The organism is Streptomyces sp. RLA131 (assembly GCF_056270125.1).
Genome location: NZ_JBWDOQ010000002.1, coordinates 4,324,115 through 4,340,449, shown reverse-complemented (window position 1 = coordinate 4,340,449; position 16,335 = coordinate 4,324,115). Strand labels below are relative to the sequence as shown.

Here is a 16,335-nt window from a genome sequence, read left to right as displayed (position 1 = left end):
AGGTCACGCCCGTGACATACGTATCGGCATCGGGTCCTCCGGGGAGGCGGCCCCGTCCGGGGGTGTAGCGCGTTACACCCCCGGTCCGGGAGTGCGCTCTCTCGTGGCGGAGGGCGGGTGACGGGATCGTTGATTCCGGAAGTTCACGGTGCCCCGCGCCCGGCGGAACCCCCGGGCAGCCCGGCTCACCCCGCTCGACGTGCCTGACACCAGACCTTGGAGACCCTCCTGTGGCTGCTTTTCTCTGTCGACTGGGCCGTCTGGCCTTCCGGCGGCGCTGGTACGTCGCCCTGCTGTGGGTGGCCGTCCTGGCCGCCGTCGGATTCGGTGCCGCCAAGGCTCCCGCCGCCCCCGACGCGACGAACTCCATGCCGGGGATCGAGTCGCAGAAGGCGTTCGACCTGCTGGAGCAGCGCTTCCCCGGGGCCCGGGCCGACGGGGCGAACGCCCGGATCGTGTTCGTCGCCCCGGACGGGGAGAAGATGACCGCGGCTGCCAACCGCGCCGCGGTGGACGAGCTCGTGTCCGAGGCGTCCGACGGTTCCCAGGTCGCCGGCGCGGTGAGCCCCTTCCGGGCCGGCGCGGTGAGCGAGGACGCCACGACCGCGTACGCGACCGTCACCTACAAGGTGAGTGCCGGCGACCTCACCGACGCCACCAGGAACCACCTCCAGGACGCCGTGGCCCGGGCCGAGGACGCGGGTCTGACCGTCGAGGTCGGGGGCGACGCGCTGGCGACCCAGCCCTCGGCGGGCGGATCGGCCGAGGCGATCGGCATCTCCATCGCCGCCGCCGTGCTGGTGATGACCTTCGGATCGCCGGCCGCCGCCGGGCTCCCGCTGCTGACCGCGCTCATCGGCGTCGGCGTCAGCATGGCCTCGATCATGGCCCTGGCAAGCGCGTTCGGTCTGTCCTCGACCACCGGCACCCTCGCCACGATGCTCGGCCTCGCGTGCGGCATCGACTACGCCGTGTTCATCGTCTCCCGTTACCGCGAGGAGCGGGCCAGGGGACACGCGCCCCGGGAGGCGGCGGGCCTGGCCGCCGGCACCGCCGGATCAGCGGTCGTCTTCGCCGGGCTCACCGTGGTCATAGCCCTGGCCGGGCTCTCGGTCGTCGGTATCCCGATGCTCACCAAGATGGGCCTGGCCGCCGCCGGCGCGGTCGTCGTCGGTGTCCTCATCGCCCTCACCCTGGTCCCGGCCCTGCTCGGTTTCTGGCCGGAGGCCGTGCTGTCCCGCTCCGCCCGCAAGCACGGCAGGGCCGCGGAGGGCGGCGAGAACAACGGCGGCAGCCGCTGGGCGCGGTTCGTCCTGCGCCGCCCGGTCCCCGTGCTCCTGGCCTCGGTCGCGGGCCTGGGAGCGCTCGCCGTACCGGTGATGGACCTGCGACTGGGTATGCCCGGAGCCGAGTCCAAGCCCACCTCCACCACGGAACGCCGTGCCTACGACGATCTCGCCCACGGCTTCGGCCCCGGCTTCAACGGGCCCCTGACCATCGTGGTGGACGCCAGGGGCGCAGGCGCCGGGAGCCCGAGGGCCGCGGTGAGGACGATCGAGCGGAAGATCCGCGCCACCGAGGGTGTCGTGTCGGTCTCCGCGGCCCGGTTCAACAGCGCGGGCGACACCGCCGTGTTCTCCGCCGTCCCGGCCACCGCGCCCACCAGCGAGCAGACCAAGGACCTGGTCAGGACCATCCGGGCCGAACGTCCCGCGACCGAGGTCCCGACCGGCGCCGAGTTCGAGGTCACCGGCACCACAGCGCTGAACATCGACGTCGCCCAGAAGGTCCAGGACGCGCTGATCCCCTACCTCGTCGTCGTGGTGGGCCTGGCCGTCCTGCTGCTGATGGTGGTCTTCCGCTCCCTCCTCGTACCGGTCAAGGCGGCCCTCGGCTTCCTGCTGTCGGTGCTCGCGGCGCTCGGTTCCGTCATCGCGGTCTTCCAGTGGGGCTGGGGCGCCGGGCTGCTCGGTGTCGAGTCGACCGGTCCGATCATGAGCCTGATGCCGATCTTCCTGGTGGGTATCGTCTTCGGCCTGGCCATGGACTACGAGGTGTTCCTCGTCGCCCGCATGCGGGAGGCGTACGTCCACGGCGACCGGCCCGGCCAGGCGATCGTCTCCGGTTTCCGTTACAGCGCCCGCGTCGTGGTGGCGGCCGCCCTGATCATGATGGCCGTGTTCTCCGGGTTCATCGGCGCCGGTGAATCCATGATCAAGATGATCGGCTTCGGACTGGCCATCGCCGTCCTCTTCGATGCCTTCGTCGTCCGTATGGCACTCGTCCCGGCCGTCCTCGCCCTGCTCGGCAAGGCCGCCTGGTGGATGCCGCGCCTGCTGGACAAGGCGCTGCCGCGCGTCGATGTGGAGGGCGAGGCCCTCACCCGCCGGCTCGCCGTCCCGCCGGCCGCCGAGGACAGGGCGGCACCGGAATCCACGGCCGTCGGAGCCCAGGCGTCGTAGAAACACTTCGTTCCGGGCAAACCAATATCTGTGACGACGATGTGAGAAATGTGATCGACGCGCGGTGAAGGAATCTGACACAACAGGCCGAGCAGATTCCTTCGCCACGCGGGGCCCATCTCACCGTGCTATTGTCTATCCCAGTTGCAGTTGTGGTTCCCAGAAACTCCAAGTGCCTCCACCGGTTGGTACCACCACCGTTGGGAGCACTTTTGTATTTCCGGTCTTTGTCCGGACGGGGCAATCATCGCGGCGACACGGAGCTCGCAAGGTGCGGACTCCGGGCACTGCCCCGAAGGAGATTTGACATGGCATCTGGCACCGTGAAGTGGTTCAACGCGGAAAAGGGTTTCGGCTTCATCGAGCAGGACGGTGGCGGCGCTGACGTGTTCGCCCACTACTCGAACATCGCCGCCCAGGGCTTCCGCGAGCTGCTCGAAGGCCAGAAGGTGAACTTCGACATCGCGCAGGGCCAGAAGGGCCCGACCGCCGAGAACATCGTTCCGGCCTGACGCTGACGCGTAGTACGAGCCGGGTCCCGCACCTTGGGGTGCGGGACCCGGCTCGTCGCATGTGAGGGACATCTCTCCCCCGCATCCGTGATAATTCCCGCGCGGAAAGCACTCCGGAATCCGCGCACATTCCAGCGAATGAACCGCCGCTTTTATGCCGGCCGGGCACACATTTGCTTCGTTTTATTTCCGGCTCGTTCTCGCGATTCTCCGTGCTGCCCATCCGCAGGGGGTCTTCCTTGATACGTGCCGCATCGAGGAAGGTTCCGCATGGACCGCACACGTACGAACGACCGCTACTCCCGCACCCGTACGAGCGGCGGCGCCGGCCGGAGCAGCCGCTCCGGCGGGCCGAGCCGCTCGGGTGGCAACGGCCGCCGACCCGGCGCGGTCCAGGGTGAGTTCGCTCTCCCCAAGACGGTCACCCCCGCGCTGCCCGCCGTCGAGGCGTTCGCCGATCTCGACATGCCCGAGCAGCTGCTCGCCGCGCTCAGCGCCGAGGGCGTGACCGTACCGTTCCCGATTCAGGGTGCGACTCTGCCGAACACTCTGGCGGGTCGTGATGTGCTGGGCCGTGGGCGTACCGGTTCGGGCAAGACGCTGGCCTTCGGTCTGGCGATGCTGGCCCGTACCGCCGGGCAGCGCGCCGAGCCCCGCCAGCCGCGCGCCCTGGTCCTGGTCCCCACCCGTGAGCTGGCGCAGCAGGTCACCGATGCGCTCACCCCGTATGCCCGGTCGCTGAGGCTGCGGCTGGCCACCGTGGTGGGCGGCATGTCGATCGGCCGGCAGGCCAGCGCGCTGCGTGGCGGTGCCGAGGTCGTCGTGGCCACCCCGGGCCGGCTCAAGGACCTCATCGAGCGCGGTGACTGCCGACTGGACCAGGTCGCCATCACCGTCCTGGACGAGGCCGACCAGATGGCCGACATGGGCTTCATGCCCCAGGTCACCGCGCTGCTCGACCAGGTCCGCCCCGACGGCCAGCGCATGCTGTTCTCCGCGACCCTGGACCGCAACGTCGACCTGCTGGTCCGCCGCTACCTCCACGACCCCGTCGTGCACTCGGTGGACCCCTCGGCCGGTGCGGTCACCACCATGGAACACCACCTGCTCCACGTCCACGGCGCCGACAAGCACGCCACGACCACCGAGATCGCCGCCCGCGACGGCCGCGTGATCATGTTCCTGGACACCAAGCACGCCGTCGACCGGCTCACCAAGGACCTCCTCAACAGCGGAGTACGCGCCGCGGCCCTGCACGGCGGCAAATCCCAGCCCCAGCGCACCCGCACCCTCGCCCAGTTCAAAACCGGACACGTCACCGTCCTGGTCGCCACCAACGTCGCCGCCCGCGGCATCCACGTCGACAACCTCGACCTCGTCGTCAACGTCGACCCCCCCACCGACCACAAGGACTACCTCCACCGCGGCGGCCGCACCGCCCGCGCAGGCGAATCCGGCAGCGTCGTCACCCTCGTCCTGCCCAACCAACGCCGCGAAATGACCCGCCTGATGGCCGACGCCGGCATCACCCCCCACATCACCCAGGTCCGCTCCGGCGAAGCCGAACTCAACCGCATCACCGGCGCCCAAACCCCCACCGGCGTACCCGTCACCATCACCGCCCCGGTGACCGAGCGTCCCAAGCGCAGCACCTCTTCCCGCACCCGGCGTCCCCGCCCCTCGCAGACGACGGGCCGTACCGCACGACGGCAGTCCTCCTTCGACGCGGCCGCCTGACGGCTGTCCGTCCCACCGGGGCACGATGAGGGCCCGACCGGCTTGCGCCGGTCGGGCCCTCGTCGCGTCGCGGGTCGAACCCTTCCCGCGGCGGGCCCGGCTCACGCCGGGCTGCCGCCCCGCCCCTTCTTCCGTCAGCGTGCGAGCGTCCGCCCGAGGCGCGCGCCCTGCTCCGGCGCGCCGAGCACACGCGGCCCGAAGGCCGTGATGCTGGTCGTCGTCAGGCCGGACGAGGACGACGGCGCCGGTGTCCTGGGCGGAGCCGAGGTCCTCGCCGGGAACGCCCACCGCGACGTCGGGGTAGCGTCGCCGGTGACGTCACCGGCGGCGAGGGAGTAGCCGAACTGGTCGCCGTGGTTCAGGTCGTTGTCGCCCGCCTCGCTCGCGCCGGGGAACCCCGGATCACCACCGGGTTCTCCTGGTCGCCCACCACCAGGTCGGTGCGGCCGTCCCCGTCGAGGTCCCGGGCGGCCGTGGCGCCGCCGAAGCCGTCGTTCTGTGTCACGTCCCCGGGCGCACGCCCGCGCTGGCGCGGTTGATGAGCTGCGGGTGCGCGGTGTCGGCACCGGCGGCGGAGCCGTACACGACCGATACCTGGCCCGCCCCGGCGACGCCGGACACGGTCCCGCCGGGGGCGGAGACGGCCAGGTCGGCGTAGCCGTCGCCGTTGAAGTCGACGACGGAGACCGTCGAGGTGACAGCGGCGGCCGGTACGGCCAGGCCACCCGCGGTAAGCAGCGCGACCACGGCCGCGCGGCCAGCGGCGGTGCGGCGGGGGGAGAGATGGGGCACAAATGTCTCCAGAACTCGTGTCCGTGGACAGAGGGCGTTCATCTTGACCACCGGGTGGGGCCAACGGTTGTGGTGTGCTCCGTGACTTCTCGTGGTGCCGCGGGCGCCCGCCGCGGATGGTTCCGCCGGCGTCCAGCGCGGCGGACGGCGGGGAAACCGTGCCGGGAGGAGGACACTGGTCCCATGGCCCTACCCAGAACGCATCATTGCTCGGCCTGCTCGGACGGTTCCGCGGCGGACGGGGTCCTTCACGAGGACCTCGTTGTCGGCGCGCCGCTGTCCATGGAAGATCTCACCGAGGCGCAGCTCCTCGACCGGTTCGCCCTCAAGTACGCCCACGACGGCTGCCAGGTCAGGGAGGTCCGGCGGGTCGCCCACAACGGCCTGAGCGGCTACGCCTGGTCCGTCCGCTTCGTCGAGAGTGCCTGACCGGCGCGCCGCCCCTCGCCACTGTTCGCGTGGTGCCGTCAGCGGGCCGCCCGTCAGGCGTGGGGCGGGCGGCCGCTGAGGTGGTGGTCGGCGAGGTTGAGGGCTTCGTCGACGACGCGCCGCAGGTGGCCGTCGCGCAGGGCGTAGATGACCCGGCGGCCGTCCTTGCGGGAGGTGACCAGGCCTGCGAGGCGGAGTTTCGCCAGGTGCTGGCTGACGGCCGGGCGGGCGGCGCCGCAGGTCCCGGTGAGGGTGGTGACGTCGGCCTCGGCGTCGGCCAGGGCGTGCAGCAGCATCAGCCGGGTGCGGTCCGCGAGCAGGGCCAGCACTTCGGCGGCGAGGGTGAACTGTTCCTCGCCGGGGGTGTGCGGGTGCGTGTCATGCGCAGGTGAGAGGTGCATGCGTGCGCTCATACGCACATAATGGTGGGGCACGCATGCCGCTGTCCAGCAGCGTGCACCGTCCCGGCGCCGGCCCCTCGGAGGAGTACCCGACGTGAGCGACCACTCCCACCACGCCCCTTCCCACGCCCACGGCCATGAGCACGAGCATGAGCACGGCCGAGAGCACGCGCACGACCACGCCCACGGCGCGGGCCGCTGGTCACGGCTGAGGCACCGGGCCGGGCATCTGGCCAGGCCGCACTCGCACGATTCGGCGGACAAGGTGGACGCCGCGCTGGAGGGCTCCGCCGAGGGCATGCGCACGCTGTGGGTCTCGCTGGCGGTCCTGGGCGCGACCGCCGTGCTCCAGGCGGTGGTGGTCGTGCTGTCCGGTTCGGTGGCGCTGCTGGGCGACACCGTCCACAACATCGCCGACGCGCTGACCGCCGTACCGCTGGGCATCGCCTTCGTACTCGGGCGCCGGGCCGCGAACCGGCGGTTCACCTACGGCTACGGGCGGGCCGAGGACCTGGCCGGCATCGCCATCGTGCTGACGATCTCGGCCTCGGCCGCGTTCGCCGCCTGGACGGCGGTCGAGCGGCTGCTGCACCCGCGCGGGATCGGGTATCTGCCGGCGGTCGCGGCCGCCGCGCTGATCGGGTTCGCCGGCAACGAGTGGGTGGCCCGCCTGCGGATCCGTACCGGGAGGCGGATCGGCTCGGCGGCGCTGGTCGCGGACGGGCTGCACGCCCGTACCGACGGCTTCACCTCGCTCGCCGTGCTGCTGGGCGCGGCCGGGGCGGCACTGGGCTGGCGGCTCGCGGACCCGATCGTGGGGCTGGCCATCACCGCCGCGATCCTGCTGGTGCTGCGCGACGCGGCGCGCGAGGTCTTCCGCCGGGTGATGGACGCCGTCGATCCAGCCCTGGTCGACACCGCCGAGCAGGCGCTGCGGGGCGTGCCGGGCGTCCGCGGGGTGGGTGAGCTGCGGCTGCGCTGGATCGGGCACCGGCTGCGGGCCGAGGTCGCGGTCGTGGTGGACGGGGCGTGGACCGTACGCCAGGCCCACCAGGTGGCGGTGGACGCCGAGCACGCGCTGCTGCACGCGGTACCCCGGCTGACCGCCGCCCTCGTGCACGCCGATCCCGCCCCGGCGCCGGGAGTGGCCGACCCGCACCTGGCCCTGCTGCACCACGGCGGCTGACGGCCACCGCCGCGCTCGCTCACACCGCCTCGGGGGCCGGGGCGGCGGGGCCGACCAGTTCCTCCAGTACGTCCTCCATCGTGACGAAGCCGAGGACGGCGCCCTTGTCGCCGGTGACGGCGGCCAGGTGGCTGCCCGCGCCGCGCATGGCGGTGAGGGTGTCGTCGAGCGGGGTGGTGACCCGGACCCGGGGCAGGGGGTGCAGGGCGCTGCTCGGGAAGGGCTGGTCGCGGGCGGCGACGCCGAGGGTGTCCTTGATGTGGAGGTAGCCCAGTATGGCGCCGCCGGTGGTGACCGGCAGGCGGGAGAAGCCGGAGGCGGCGGCGGTGCGTTCGAGCTGGTCGGGGGTGACCCGGTGGTCGACGGTGACCATGGCGTCCAGCGGGACGAGGATCTCCCCGACGGGCCGGGTGCCCAGCTCCAGCGCGTCGCGCAGGCGCTCACCGCCGGAGGCGGGCAGCAGACCGGCCGCGAGGGAGTCCTGCACCAGGCGGGCGAGTTCGTCGTCGGTGAAGGCCGAGGTGACCTCGTCCTTCGGCTCGACCCCGAGCAGCCGCAGCAGCCCGTTGGCGAGGGCGTTGACGGCGAGGATCACCGGGCGCAGCGCCCGGGTGAGGGCGACCAGCGGCGGGCCGAGCAGCAGGGCGGTCCGTTCGGGGGCGGCCAGGGCGATGTTCTTGGGGATCATCTCGCCGATGAGCATGTGGAGATACGTCGCGGCGGTGAGGGCCAGCACGAAGGCGACCGGGTGCACCACCGCGTCCGGGACGTGCAGCGCGGTGAAGGGGCCTTCCAGCAGGTGCGCGATGGACGGTTCGGCGACCGCGCCGAGCACCAGCGAGGAGACGGTGATGCCCAGCTGCGCGGTGGCCAGCATGGCGGACAGGTGCTCCAGCCCCCAGATCACGGTGCGGGCGCGCATCTCACCGGCCTGGGCGGCCGGTTCGACCTGACTGCGGCGGACCGAGATCAGGGCGAACTCGCCGCCGACGAAGAAGGCGTTGGTGAGCAGGGTCAGGGCGCCGACGGCCAGTTGCAGGGTGGTCATCGCACATCGTCCTTCACGGCCCGGTGATCGTCGTGATCGTCGTGTTCGGCTGAGGTCCGGGGGGGTTCGGGGGTGGTGACCCGCACCCGGTCGGCGCGATGGTGCTCGACCTCCAGCACGGTCAGCCGCCAGCCGTCGACCCGGACGCTGTCGCCGGTCACCGGGATGCGTTCCAGCTCGGTGGCCAGGAGCCCGGCGACGGTCTCGTACGGGCCGTCGGGCACCGTCAGACCGATCTCGGCGAGCTGGTCCAGGCGGGTGCTGCCGTCCGCCAGCCACACGCCGTCCCCGGCGGGGGCGAGGTCGGGGGCCGCCTCGGGGTCGTGTTCGTCGCGGACCTCGCCGACGACCTCCTCGACGATGTCCTCCAGGGTGACGACGCCGGCGGTGCCGCCGTACTCGTCGATGACCACGCCCATGGTGCGGCTGCCGCGCAGCCGGTCCAGCAGCCGGTCCACCGGGAGGCTGTCGGGCACCAGGAGCGGGGCGGTGGCCAGTTCGGTGACCGGCGTGGTGGCGCGCAGGGCGGCGTCCAGGGCGAGGACGTCACGGATGTGGACGGTGCCGGTCACGTCGTCGAGGCCGTCACGGTAGACCGGGAAGCGGGACAGGCCGGTGGCCAGGGTGAGCCGGGCCGCGTCGGCGGCGGTGGCGCGGGCCGGGAGGGCCTGGACGTCCACGCGCGGGGTCATGACGTTCTCGGCGGTCAGCCGGCCGAGGTGGAGCGTACGGACGAACAGTTCGGCGGAGTCCGGCTCCAGTGCGCCCTGGGCGGCCGAGTGGCGGGCCAGGGCGACCAGTTCGGCCGGGGTACGGGCCGAGGCCAGCTCCTCGGCGGGCTCCAGGCCGAAGCGGCGGACCAGGCGGTTCGCGGTGTTGTTGAGGTGGTGGATGAAGGGGGCGAAGGCCGCGGTGAAGCCGCGCTGCGGGGCGGCCACCGCCTTGGCCACCGCCAGCGGACGGGAGATCGCCCAGTTCTTCGGCACCAGCTCACCGACCACCATCAGGACGACGGTGGAGACCGCCACCCCCAGTACGGACGCCACCGTCGACGCGGCACCGGCCGGCAGGCCCGCTGCCTCGATCGGCCCGGCCAGCAGGGCGGCGAGTGACGGCTCGGCCAGCATGCCGATCACCAACGACGAAACAGTGATGCCCAGTTGGGCGCCGGACAGCTGGAGGGTGAGCCGTCGCACGGCCCGCAGGGCGCTCTCGGCGCCGCGCTCGCCGGCGGCGGCCGCGCGCTCCAGTTCGCCGCGCTCGACCGTGGTCAGCGAGAACTCGGCCGCGACGAACACCGCGCAGGCCAGCGTCAGGAGCAGGGCCAGGAGAAGGAACAGCACCTCGGTCACCGTGTCACCCCCGTCCCTGTGCGCTCAGGGGCTGTTGTGCGGGGGAGACAGTTCGTACTGGGAGGGTCGTCCATCGCGGGGACCGCGGCTCCTTCTCGGCTCATGGCACCAAGGCTGACTGCTCCTGGCACCGGCCAGGAAACCTCAGTGTAAAGGAACGGCAAAACCGACTCCTCCGGGACCCGATCGGCCGGATCCCTCAGCGGCGGCCACCGGTCCGGTCGAGCGCGCCGACACCGACGGCGGCCAGGCCTATCTGGATGAGCCATTCGACCCAGTCCACGCCCTTGGTGTCCGCCACACCGAGCCCGTGGGCGATGGCCGACCCGATGAACGCGGCCACGATGCCGATGAGGATCGTCCAGATCACCCCGATGTGCTGACGGCCCGGTACCACCAGCCGTCCCAGCACACCGATGACCAGGCCGATCACGATGGCGCTCACGATGCTCGAAATCTCCACAACTGCCTCCCGGTGAAGGGTTCCTGCTGACCATGTGCCCGCGCCGGGGCGGCGGAACACTCCGCTCCCCGGCGCGGGCCGCGGTCGGCGAAGGGGAGTCCGGCCCGCCCGGCAGACTGCCCGCGTGCCGAGAGTCGGATCCGTGGTGATGGGCGTGTCGGACGTGCCGCGCGCGACCGCCTTCTGGCCGGCGGCGCCGGAATACGTACCGCGCGAGGAGCCGGAGGACGACCGGGTGGTGCCGGCGCCGGCGAACAGCGGTCCCGGGGCGCAGCTCTCGCTCGGCCCGGGCCGGACGCCGGTCCAGGAGCAGCCGCGGGTCCATCCGGACCTGTACGCCGGCGACGCGGCCGACCAGACCGCCGAGGCCGGACGGGCTGCTGTCGCCGGGCGCCCGGTCCGTCGACCGGGACCAGTCGCCCCGTCGGCAACGGCCGCCCGACCTCGTGGTGCTCGCCGGCCCCGGCGGCAACCGCTTCCGCGCCGGACACCGGTCACGGCTGACACACCGTACGTTCTGTTCTGTTTTCTTGGGGTATGCGCCCTTTAGAGGGCCCCGGATCCACGCCGCGCGAGCCCGCCGTCAATGAGTGGAGGATGCGATGTCGACAGCGATCATCGTCGTCATCATCGTGGCTGTCGTGGTCGTCGTGGCCCTCGCCGCGGTGGCCCTGAGGAACCTGGCCCGGCGCCGGCACCTGCGGGAACGCTTCGGGCCCGAGTACGACCGCGCGGTCGGGACGAAGGACAGCCGCCGGTCGGCGGAAAAGGATCTGAGCGCGCGGGAGAAGCGCCACGAGGAGCTGGAGATCAGGCCGCTGCCCCCGGCCGCGCGGAACCGGTACACCCAGGACTGGAACACCGTGCAGGAACACTTCGTGGACAGCCCGGACCGGGCCGTGGGCGAGGCGGACCAGCTGGTGACCACCCTGATGGGCGAGCGCGGCTATCCGACCGAGGGCTACGAGCAGCAGAAGCGTGACCTGTCCGTCGAACACGCCGAGACGCTGGAGCACTACCGCGTCGCGCACGAGATCAACGGGCGCGCCGGGGGCCGGGACACCTCGACGGAAGAGCTGCGCAACGCGATGGTCCACTACCGCGCGTTGTTCGAGGAGCTGCTCCAGGACGGCACCGCCTCGTCGAGCGGAAGCCGCTGAGAGCGCCACCGGTGCGAGACAAGGTGCGAGACAGGGAAGGTTGAGAAACATGCAGGGAGAACGCGCATTCGGACACACCGAGGAAGACCGGCCCGCCCAGAAGGGTCTGTCCACCGAGGACATCGCCCGGCCCCCGCAGGAGACAGCGCGACGGCCCGCGGAGGGCACGGACGGCACGGGGACCACGGACGGCACGGACTCCGCGAACGCCACCAGGACCACGGACGCCACGGACGGTGAGCGGGGCGGTTCCTCGCAACGGCAGGACTCCGTGCCGCTTCTCGAAGCCAAGCAGGCCGAGGACCTCCGCTTCCAGTGGAAGGAGATCCAGCAGGGCTTCGTGGACGACCCGCAGAGTTCCGTGCGCGCGGCGGACGGCCTCGTCGCCGAGGTGATGCAGCTGCTCGCCAAGACGTTCGCCGACCACAAGCACGGGCTCGAAAGCCAGTGGCACGCCGGTGAGGACGTCGCCACCGAGGATCTGCGCCTCGCCCTCCAGCAGTACCGGTCCTTCTTCGACCGGCTGCTCAGCGCCTGACGGGAGGGGCCGGAGGCGCCGGCGAGGGCGGAACCGTCCAGGACGGGTCGCGGCCGCTGAGCCCGATCACCCGGTCGAGGAGCGGGGCGGCGGCCGGCACCTCGACCGCCGTGCCGAAGGGGCCGCCCGGGGGCCGGTCGTGAGCCGAGGGAGCGAGCATCGCGTAGGACGCCTGGAGGGAGGCGGGGTCGGGGTCGTACGGCAGGCCCGTGGCGCGGGCCAGGTCCCAGCCGTGGACGACGAGTTCGTTGAGGGCGACCCGGCCGGCCTCGGCGGCGGGAAAGGTGAAGCCGCCGGCCTGGGTCATGCCCTCCCAGGCCCCCGGGTCACGCCAGACGGCGGTGAGGTCGTCCAGGCGCTCGGGCAGAACGCTGCGCCAGCCGTCGGCGTCGTCGACATCGGGGAGGGTCGAGCCGGGCGGTGTCCCGGTGGTCTCGCCGAGGTGTTTGCGTCCCGCGTCACGGAAGGCGGCGCTCAGGCCGATCAGGTGCCCGAGCATGTTCCGCACGGCGTATCCGGGGCACGGAGTCGGCGCGGTGAGCTGGTCGTCGGTGACGCGTTCGGCGAGGAGGGCGACGCGGCGGGCGGCCGGTTCGAGGTCGATCATGGGGTGCACATCCTTTCGTCTCACCTCTGCAGACCGGTCCGGCGGCGGGAACTCATCGCTCCGGGAGCGGCCGGTCCGCGCCCGGTGGGCCACTGCCGTGCGGGGCGGGCCCGCCGGTCAGGGACGCAGCACCGGCGGCTCGCCCCACGGGAGTGCCAGCGCCGCCCGCAGCGCCTCCACAGGGGCGCGGCCGAGCCGGTCCGCGAGCTCGTCCTCGACGACGGTGATCATCGCCCGGGCCCGCAGATGGACCCGCGTGCCCTCGGCGGTCATACGGATCAGCCGGCGGCGCGCCGAGGCGGGATCCGGGATCTGTTCGAGCATGCCCATGCCCACCAGGCCGTGAACTGCCTGGTGGGCGGTCTGGCGGGTGACCCCGATCCGGCGGGCCAGCTCGGACACCGTGGTGCCCTCCGGGTCCAGCGACGCGAAAACCGCCTGCTGGCCGATGGTGACCGGCTCCTCCCCGGCCGCCTGCATGCTCGTCGAGAGCGCGTCGTCGAACCAGCGCCTGGCGTCGCCGAGCAGTTGCGGCAGATTCCGTCCGGCTTCGCTCATGTCTCCTCGTGGGTTTGTGGGTTCGTGGTTCTTCGGGTCCGTCACGGCCGCAGGGGCTTGCCCTCCAACCTATGTCAGGTAGCCTGACATAGGTCGTCGTACGAGCCGCTCTCCGCGTGTCGCACAGGACGAATCATGACGTTCGAGTTCACCACCCGGTACCGCCGGTCCTCGCAGATCCCGCCGGAACCCGGCAAGCCGTACTTCATCGAGAAGGGCATGGGTGACCGCGCTCACCTCTTCGGCGACCTGTTCACCGTCTACGCCGGGGGCGAGCAGACGGAGAACACCTTCAACTTCTTCACCTGCGAGGGTCCCAAGGGCGACCTCATCCCCGCCCATCTGCACCCCGACACCTACGAGGTCTTCTACGTCACCGCCGGAGCCGTCCGGGTGTTCGTCGAGGACCCGCGGGGCGAGCAGTACGAGAAGCTCCTCGGCACCGGCGACTTCGGCTTCGTACCGAAGAACTGCCCGCACGCCTACCGCATCGAGCGGCACCACAGCCAGATCGTCGGCGTCGCGGCCGGGCCGGGCGGCACCTTCGAACGGTTCTTCGAGAACCTCGGCGCGCCGACCGACGCCGTGGGCCTGCCGCACACGCCCGTCATCCCCGACGGGCACAGGTTCGGGACCGTGCCGCAGCGGTACGACGTGCGGTTCCTGCCCGGCCACCAGTGGCGTACCGGCAGCTGACAGCCATGCCGTATCTCAAGGCCCTGGCGGCCGGGGTGGTGGTCGGTGTCCTGTACGCGCTCGTCCGCGTGAAGTCGCCGGCCCCTCCGGTGATCGCCCTGCTGGCCCTGCTCGGCATGCTCCTCGGGCAGGCCGCCCTGAACTCCTTGTAGGACGACACCTCGTGAAGACCCTCGCCCGCCCCGCCGCCGTGGCCTTCCTGACCGGGCTGCTGATGGGAGCCGTCTACTGGTGCCTGGGCGTCCAGTCGCCGGCCCCACCGCTGGTCGGCCTGACCGGGCTGCTCGGCATCGTCATCGGGGAGGCGGCCATCCGGGCCGTACGCGCCCGGCTGCCCCGCGGCCCGCGCACCCCGCCCGCCCCGCGCACCCCGCCCGCCCCGCCCGCACCACCCGCCCCGGAAGGCAGCGCCCCATGACCGACCCCGCCACCCCCGGATTCGTCGATGTCCACGCTCACTTCGTCACCGACTCCTATGTCGACCGGGCCCGCGCGGCCGGACACGAACTGCCCGACGGCATGCCGGGCTGGCCGTCCTGGTCGGCGGCCGCGCACCTGGAGCTGATGGACCGCAACGGCATCGACACCGCCGTGCTGTCCATCTCCTCCCCCGGCGTGCACTTCGGCGACGACACCGCCGCCCGCCGGCTCGCCCGGGAGGTCAACGACGACGGCGCCACCGCCGTACGCGACCACCCGGGCCGCTTCGGCCTCTTCGCCTCCCTGCCGCTGCCCGACATCGACGGCGCCCTCGCCGAGATCGACCACGTCTTCGACCAACTCGGCGCCGACGGCGTCGTCCTGGAGACCAACACCCACGGCGTCTACCTCGGCGACCCGCGCCTGGAGCCGGTCTTCGCCGAGCTGGGCCGCCGCCGGGCCACGGTCTTCCTCCACCCGACCTCACCCGTCTGCTGGCAGCAGTCCGCGCTGGGCCGGCCGCGCCCCATGGTCGAGTTCGTCGTCGACACCGCCCGCACCGTCACCGACCTGCTCTTCGCCGGCACCCTGCTGCGCCACCCCGCGATCGAGGTGATCGTGCCGCACTGCGGCGGGGCCCTGCCGGTGCTGGCCGACCGGATCAACGGCTTCATGGGGCTGTTCATGGCCGGCCAGGACGGCTCCGCGCCCGACGCCGTCGCCCAGCTGCGGCGGCTGTACTACGACCTCGCGGGCCCCGCCCTCCCCCGTCAGCTCCCCGCCCTGCTCGGCCTCGTCGAACCGGACCGGCTGCTGTACGGAAGCGACTACTGCTGGACGCCCGCCGCCGCCGTGGACGCCCACATCGGCTCCATCAGCGCCGCCCCGGTCCCCGTCGAGGGCGCCAGCTGGCAGTCGCTGACCACCGGCAACGCCCGCCGGCTGCTGCCCCGGCTGACCGAACCGGCCCGGCCCGCTGATCCGAGGCACCCATGACCGACGCCCCCTTCCCCTTCGAACTCCTCGCCCCGCCGGACCCGTTGGCCCTCCCGCTGCCGCCCGCCGCGCACCCGGCGCCGGGGGTCCGGCTGCTGCGGGCGGCCGTGTACGACGTACCCGAGGGCCGGCGGCCCCTCGAACTCGACCTGTGGCTCCCCGAGGACACCACGGCCCCGGTGCCGTTGGTGGTCTTCGTCCACGGGGGCGCCTGGCGGCTCGGCCTGCGCGACGACATGGGACCCCGGCTGCGCCGCTGGCGGCCCGGCCCCTTCGCCCGGCTGGCCGCCGCGGGGTTCGCCGTGGCCTGCCCCGACTACCGGCTCAGCGGTGAGAACGTCTTCCCCGCGCAACTGGACGACCTGCGGGCCGCGTTGCGCTGGCTGCACGCCCGCCGGGACGAACTCGGAGTGGACACCGCCCGCACCGTCACCTGGGGCGAGTCGGCCGGTGGTCATCTGTCCGCCCTGCTGGCCCTCACCGGCGGCGGCGACCCCGGCAGCCCCGACGGCCCCGACGGCTGCGTCATCGCCGGCAGCGTCGTCTGGTACGCCCCCGCGGACTTCGGCACGCTCGGCGGCCAGGTCCCGCCGGGTGCCTGGGACCCCGCCGACCCGCGCACCTTCGAGGCCCTGCTGCTGGGCGCCGCGCCCGCCGGCGCACCGGATCTCGTCCGCGCCGCCTCCCCCGCCGCCCAGGTGACCGCGGACGCCCCGCCGTTCCTGATCCTGCACGGCACGCGCGACTCCATCGTCCCCTTCGCCCAGTCCGAGCAGCTGGCCGCGGCTCTCCACGCGGCGGGGGCCACCGCCGACCTGCGTCCGGTGCCCGGCGCCGACCACCTGTGGGTGGGACTGCCGGACGCCGAGGTCGAGCAACTGTTCGACACTTCGGCCGCCTTCGCCCGCGCCGTCACCACCGCCCCGTAGCCGCCCGGCCCGGCGGCTCACCCGTTCCGGTCACCCGTTGTCGGTGACT

22 protein-coding genes are annotated in these 16,335 nt (G+C 72.6%); 14 read left to right on the top strand and 8 right to left on the bottom strand.

The window, feature by feature from the left end; genetic code table 11:
• Positions 1-230 precede the first annotated feature (230 nt).
• The 4 genes from RWE79_RS20700 (at position 231) to RWE79_RS20685 (ending at position 5,050) form a co-directional block, all read left to right on the top strand.
• A complete protein-coding gene (locus tag RWE79_RS20700; protein ID WP_475941558.1) occupies positions 231-2,462 on the top strand; it encodes an MMPL family transporter in 2,232 nt (743 codons plus the stop codon).
• Between the two features lie 308 nt (positions 2,463-2,770).
• Positions 2,771-2,974, top strand: coding sequence for a cold-shock protein (locus RWE79_RS20695; RefSeq protein WP_028810498.1), 204 nt, complete (start codon positions 2,771-2,773; stop codon positions 2,972-2,974).
• 270 nt (positions 2,975-3,244) lie between these two features.
• The gene (locus tag RWE79_RS20690) at positions 3,245-4,711 is read left to right on the top strand and encodes a DEAD/DEAH box helicase (RefSeq protein ID WP_475941557.1); all 1,467 of its coding nucleotides are present in this window, start codon (positions 3,245-3,247) and stop codon (positions 4,709-4,711) included.
• A 207-nt stretch (positions 4,712-4,918) separates the two neighbouring features.
• Positions 4,919-5,050, top strand: a complete 132-nt coding sequence (locus RWE79_RS20685) for a hypothetical protein (protein WP_475941556.1) — start codon at positions 4,919-4,921, stop codon at positions 5,048-5,050.
• 19 nt (positions 5,051-5,069) lie between these two features.
• Here RWE79_RS20685 and RWE79_RS20680 read toward each other — a convergent pair whose 3' ends face one another.
• Together RWE79_RS20680 and RWE79_RS20675 are read right to left on the bottom strand one after the other, a co-directional pair.
• Positions 5,070-5,216 (bottom strand): FG-GAP repeat protein, encoded by a 147-nt coding sequence (locus RWE79_RS20680; protein ID WP_475941555.1) that lies wholly within the window; start codon positions 5,214-5,216, stop codon positions 5,070-5,072.
• The gene (locus tag RWE79_RS20675) at positions 5,213-5,503 is read right to left on the bottom strand and encodes an FG-GAP repeat protein (protein ID WP_475941554.1); all 291 of its coding nucleotides are present in this window, start codon (positions 5,501-5,503) and stop codon (positions 5,213-5,215) included. Before RWE79_RS20675 ends, RWE79_RS20680 begins: the two co-directional genes overlap by 4 nt.
• Before the next feature lie 183 nt (positions 5,504-5,686).
• Here RWE79_RS20675 and RWE79_RS20670 point away from each other — a divergent pair, with 183 nt between their 5' ends.
• Positions 5,687-5,932, top strand: coding sequence for a hypothetical protein (locus tag RWE79_RS20670; RefSeq protein WP_475941553.1), 246 nt, complete (start codon positions 5,687-5,689; stop codon positions 5,930-5,932).
• 53 nt (positions 5,933-5,985) lie between these two features.
• On the opposite strand, the gene RWE79_RS20665 is transcribed toward RWE79_RS20670, so the two are convergent.
• A complete protein-coding gene (locus tag RWE79_RS20665) occupies positions 5,986-6,345 on the bottom strand; it encodes an ArsR/SmtB family transcription factor (RefSeq protein WP_475941552.1) in 360 nt (119 codons plus the stop codon).
• Positions 6,346-6,427: 82 nt separating this feature from the next.
• On the opposite strand from RWE79_RS20665, the gene RWE79_RS20660 reads away from it, so the two are divergent.
• Positions 6,428-7,519 (top strand): cation diffusion facilitator family transporter, encoded by a 1,092-nt coding sequence (locus tag RWE79_RS20660; protein WP_475941551.1) that lies wholly within the window; start codon positions 6,428-6,430, stop codon positions 7,517-7,519.
• Between the two features lie 19 nt (positions 7,520-7,538).
• Here the strand turns inward: RWE79_RS20660 and RWE79_RS20655 are convergent, their stop codons facing one another.
• From RWE79_RS20655 to RWE79_RS20645, 3 genes are all read right to left on the bottom strand, one after another.
• Positions 7,539-8,567, bottom strand: coding sequence for a hemolysin family protein (locus RWE79_RS20655; protein ID WP_475941550.1), 1,029 nt, complete (start codon positions 8,565-8,567; stop codon positions 7,539-7,541).
• The gene (locus RWE79_RS20650; protein WP_475941549.1) at positions 8,564-9,919 is read right to left on the bottom strand and encodes a hemolysin family protein; all 1,356 of its coding nucleotides are present in this window, start codon (positions 9,917-9,919) and stop codon (positions 8,564-8,566) included. The genes RWE79_RS20655 and RWE79_RS20650 overlap by 4 nt, the downstream gene beginning before the upstream one ends.
• A 199-nt stretch (positions 9,920-10,118) precedes the next feature.
• Positions 10,119-10,382 (bottom strand): GlsB/YeaQ/YmgE family stress response membrane protein, encoded by a 264-nt coding sequence (locus tag RWE79_RS20645; RefSeq protein WP_475941548.1) that lies wholly within the window; start codon positions 10,380-10,382, stop codon positions 10,119-10,121.
• Positions 10,383-10,530: 148 nt separating this feature from the next.
• Here RWE79_RS20645 and RWE79_RS20640 point away from each other — a divergent pair, with 148 nt between their 5' ends.
• Genes RWE79_RS20640 through RWE79_RS20630 form a run of 3 tightly spaced genes read left to right on the top strand, consistent with a single transcriptional unit; the run spans position 10,531 to position 12,080 of the window.
• Complete coding sequence (locus tag RWE79_RS20640; protein WP_475945964.1) at positions 10,531-10,932, top strand: VOC family protein; 402 nt, start codon at positions 10,531-10,533, stop codon at positions 10,930-10,932.
• Between the two features lie 52 nt (positions 10,933-10,984).
• Positions 10,985-11,542, top strand: coding sequence for a hypothetical protein (locus RWE79_RS20635; protein WP_475941547.1), 558 nt, complete (start codon positions 10,985-10,987; stop codon positions 11,540-11,542).
• Positions 11,543-11,591: 49 nt separating this feature from the next.
• A complete protein-coding gene (locus RWE79_RS20630; protein WP_475941546.1) occupies positions 11,592-12,080 on the top strand; it encodes a hypothetical protein in 489 nt (162 codons plus the stop codon).
• Here RWE79_RS20630 and RWE79_RS20625 read toward each other — a convergent pair.
• Together RWE79_RS20625 and RWE79_RS20620 are read right to left on the bottom strand one after the other, a co-directional pair.
• Positions 12,070-12,687, bottom strand: a complete 618-nt coding sequence (locus RWE79_RS20625) for a TIGR03086 family metal-binding protein (RefSeq protein ID WP_475941545.1) — start codon at positions 12,685-12,687, stop codon at positions 12,070-12,072. The genes RWE79_RS20630 and RWE79_RS20625 overlap by 11 nt on opposite strands.
• Before the next feature lie 117 nt (positions 12,688-12,804).
• A complete protein-coding gene (locus tag RWE79_RS20620; protein WP_475941544.1) occupies positions 12,805-13,245 on the bottom strand; it encodes a MarR family winged helix-turn-helix transcriptional regulator in 441 nt (146 codons plus the stop codon).
• Positions 13,246-13,380: 135 nt separating this feature from the next.
• On the opposite strand from RWE79_RS20620, the gene RWE79_RS20615 reads away from it, so the two are divergent.
• From RWE79_RS20615 to RWE79_RS20595, 5 genes are read left to right on the top strand one after another with little or no spacing between them, the layout of a single operon-like run.
• Positions 13,381-13,941, top strand: a complete 561-nt coding sequence (locus RWE79_RS20615; protein ID WP_475941543.1) for a quercetin 2,3-dioxygenase — start codon at positions 13,381-13,383, stop codon at positions 13,939-13,941.
• A 5-nt stretch (positions 13,942-13,946) separates the two neighbouring features.
• Positions 13,947-14,093: a DUF1427 family protein gene (locus RWE79_RS20610; protein ID WP_475941542.1), complete on the top strand. Its 147-nt coding sequence runs from the start codon at positions 13,947-13,949 to the stop codon at positions 14,091-14,093.
• 11 nt (positions 14,094-14,104) lie between these two features.
• Positions 14,105-14,359 carry a DUF1427 family protein gene (locus RWE79_RS20605; protein WP_475941541.1) on the top strand — a complete coding sequence of 85 codons (255 nt, stop codon included), beginning with the start codon at positions 14,105-14,107 and terminating at the stop codon, positions 14,357-14,359.
• Positions 14,356-15,357, top strand: coding sequence for an amidohydrolase family protein (locus RWE79_RS20600; protein ID WP_475941540.1), 1,002 nt, complete (start codon positions 14,356-14,358; stop codon positions 15,355-15,357). Before RWE79_RS20605 ends, RWE79_RS20600 begins: the two co-directional genes overlap by 4 nt.
• Positions 15,354-16,286 carry an alpha/beta hydrolase fold domain-containing protein gene (locus RWE79_RS20595; protein WP_475941539.1) on the top strand — a complete coding sequence of 311 codons (933 nt, stop codon included), beginning with the start codon at positions 15,354-15,356 and terminating at the stop codon, positions 16,284-16,286. The genes RWE79_RS20600 and RWE79_RS20595 overlap by 4 nt, the downstream gene beginning before the upstream one ends.
• The last annotated feature ends 49 nt before the right edge of the window (positions 16,287-16,335 follow it).

Bases quoted from the DNA above. Each gene is read 5' to 3' on its own strand.
- RWE79_RS20695 (WP_028810498.1), top strand. From the start codon at position 2,771: ATGGCATCTGGCACCGTGAAGTGGTTCAACGCGGAAAAGGGTTTCGGC.
- RWE79_RS20690 (WP_475941557.1), top strand. From the start codon at position 3,245: ATGGACCGCACACGTACGAACGACCGCTACTCCCGCACCCGTACGAGC.
- RWE79_RS20685 (WP_475941556.1), top strand. From the start codon at position 4,919: ATGCTGGTCGTCGTCAGGCCGGACGAGGACGACGGCGCCGGTGTCCTG.
- RWE79_RS20670 (WP_475941553.1), top strand. From the start codon at position 5,687: ATGGCCCTACCCAGAACGCATCATTGCTCGGCCTGCTCGGACGGTTCC.
- RWE79_RS20665 (WP_475941552.1), bottom strand. From the start codon at position 6,345: ATGAGCGCACGCATGCACCTCTCACCTGCGCATGACACGCACCCGCAC.
- RWE79_RS20655 (WP_475941550.1), bottom strand. From the start codon at position 8,567: ATGACCACCCTGCAACTGGCCGTCGGCGCCCTGACCCTGCTCACCAAC.
- RWE79_RS20640 (WP_475945964.1), top strand. From the start codon at position 10,531: ATGGGCGTGTCGGACGTGCCGCGCGCGACCGCCTTCTGGCCGGCGGCG.
- RWE79_RS20635 (WP_475941547.1), top strand. From the start codon at position 10,985: ATGTCGACAGCGATCATCGTCGTCATCATCGTGGCTGTCGTGGTCGTC.
- RWE79_RS20630 (WP_475941546.1), top strand. From the start codon at position 11,592: ATGCAGGGAGAACGCGCATTCGGACACACCGAGGAAGACCGGCCCGCC.
- RWE79_RS20625 (WP_475941545.1), bottom strand. From the start codon at position 12,687: ATGATCGACCTCGAACCGGCCGCCCGCCGCGTCGCCCTCCTCGCCGAA.
- RWE79_RS20620 (WP_475941544.1), bottom strand. From the start codon at position 13,245: ATGAGCGAAGCCGGACGGAATCTGCCGCAACTGCTCGGCGACGCCAGG.
- RWE79_RS20615 (WP_475941543.1), top strand. From the start codon at position 13,381: ATGACGTTCGAGTTCACCACCCGGTACCGCCGGTCCTCGCAGATCCCG.
- RWE79_RS20610 (WP_475941542.1), top strand. From the start codon at position 13,947: ATGCCGTATCTCAAGGCCCTGGCGGCCGGGGTGGTGGTCGGTGTCCTG.
- RWE79_RS20600 (WP_475941540.1), top strand. From the start codon at position 14,356: ATGACCGACCCCGCCACCCCCGGATTCGTCGATGTCCACGCTCACTTC.
- RWE79_RS20595 (WP_475941539.1), top strand. From the start codon at position 15,354: ATGACCGACGCCCCCTTCCCCTTCGAACTCCTCGCCCCGCCGGACCCG.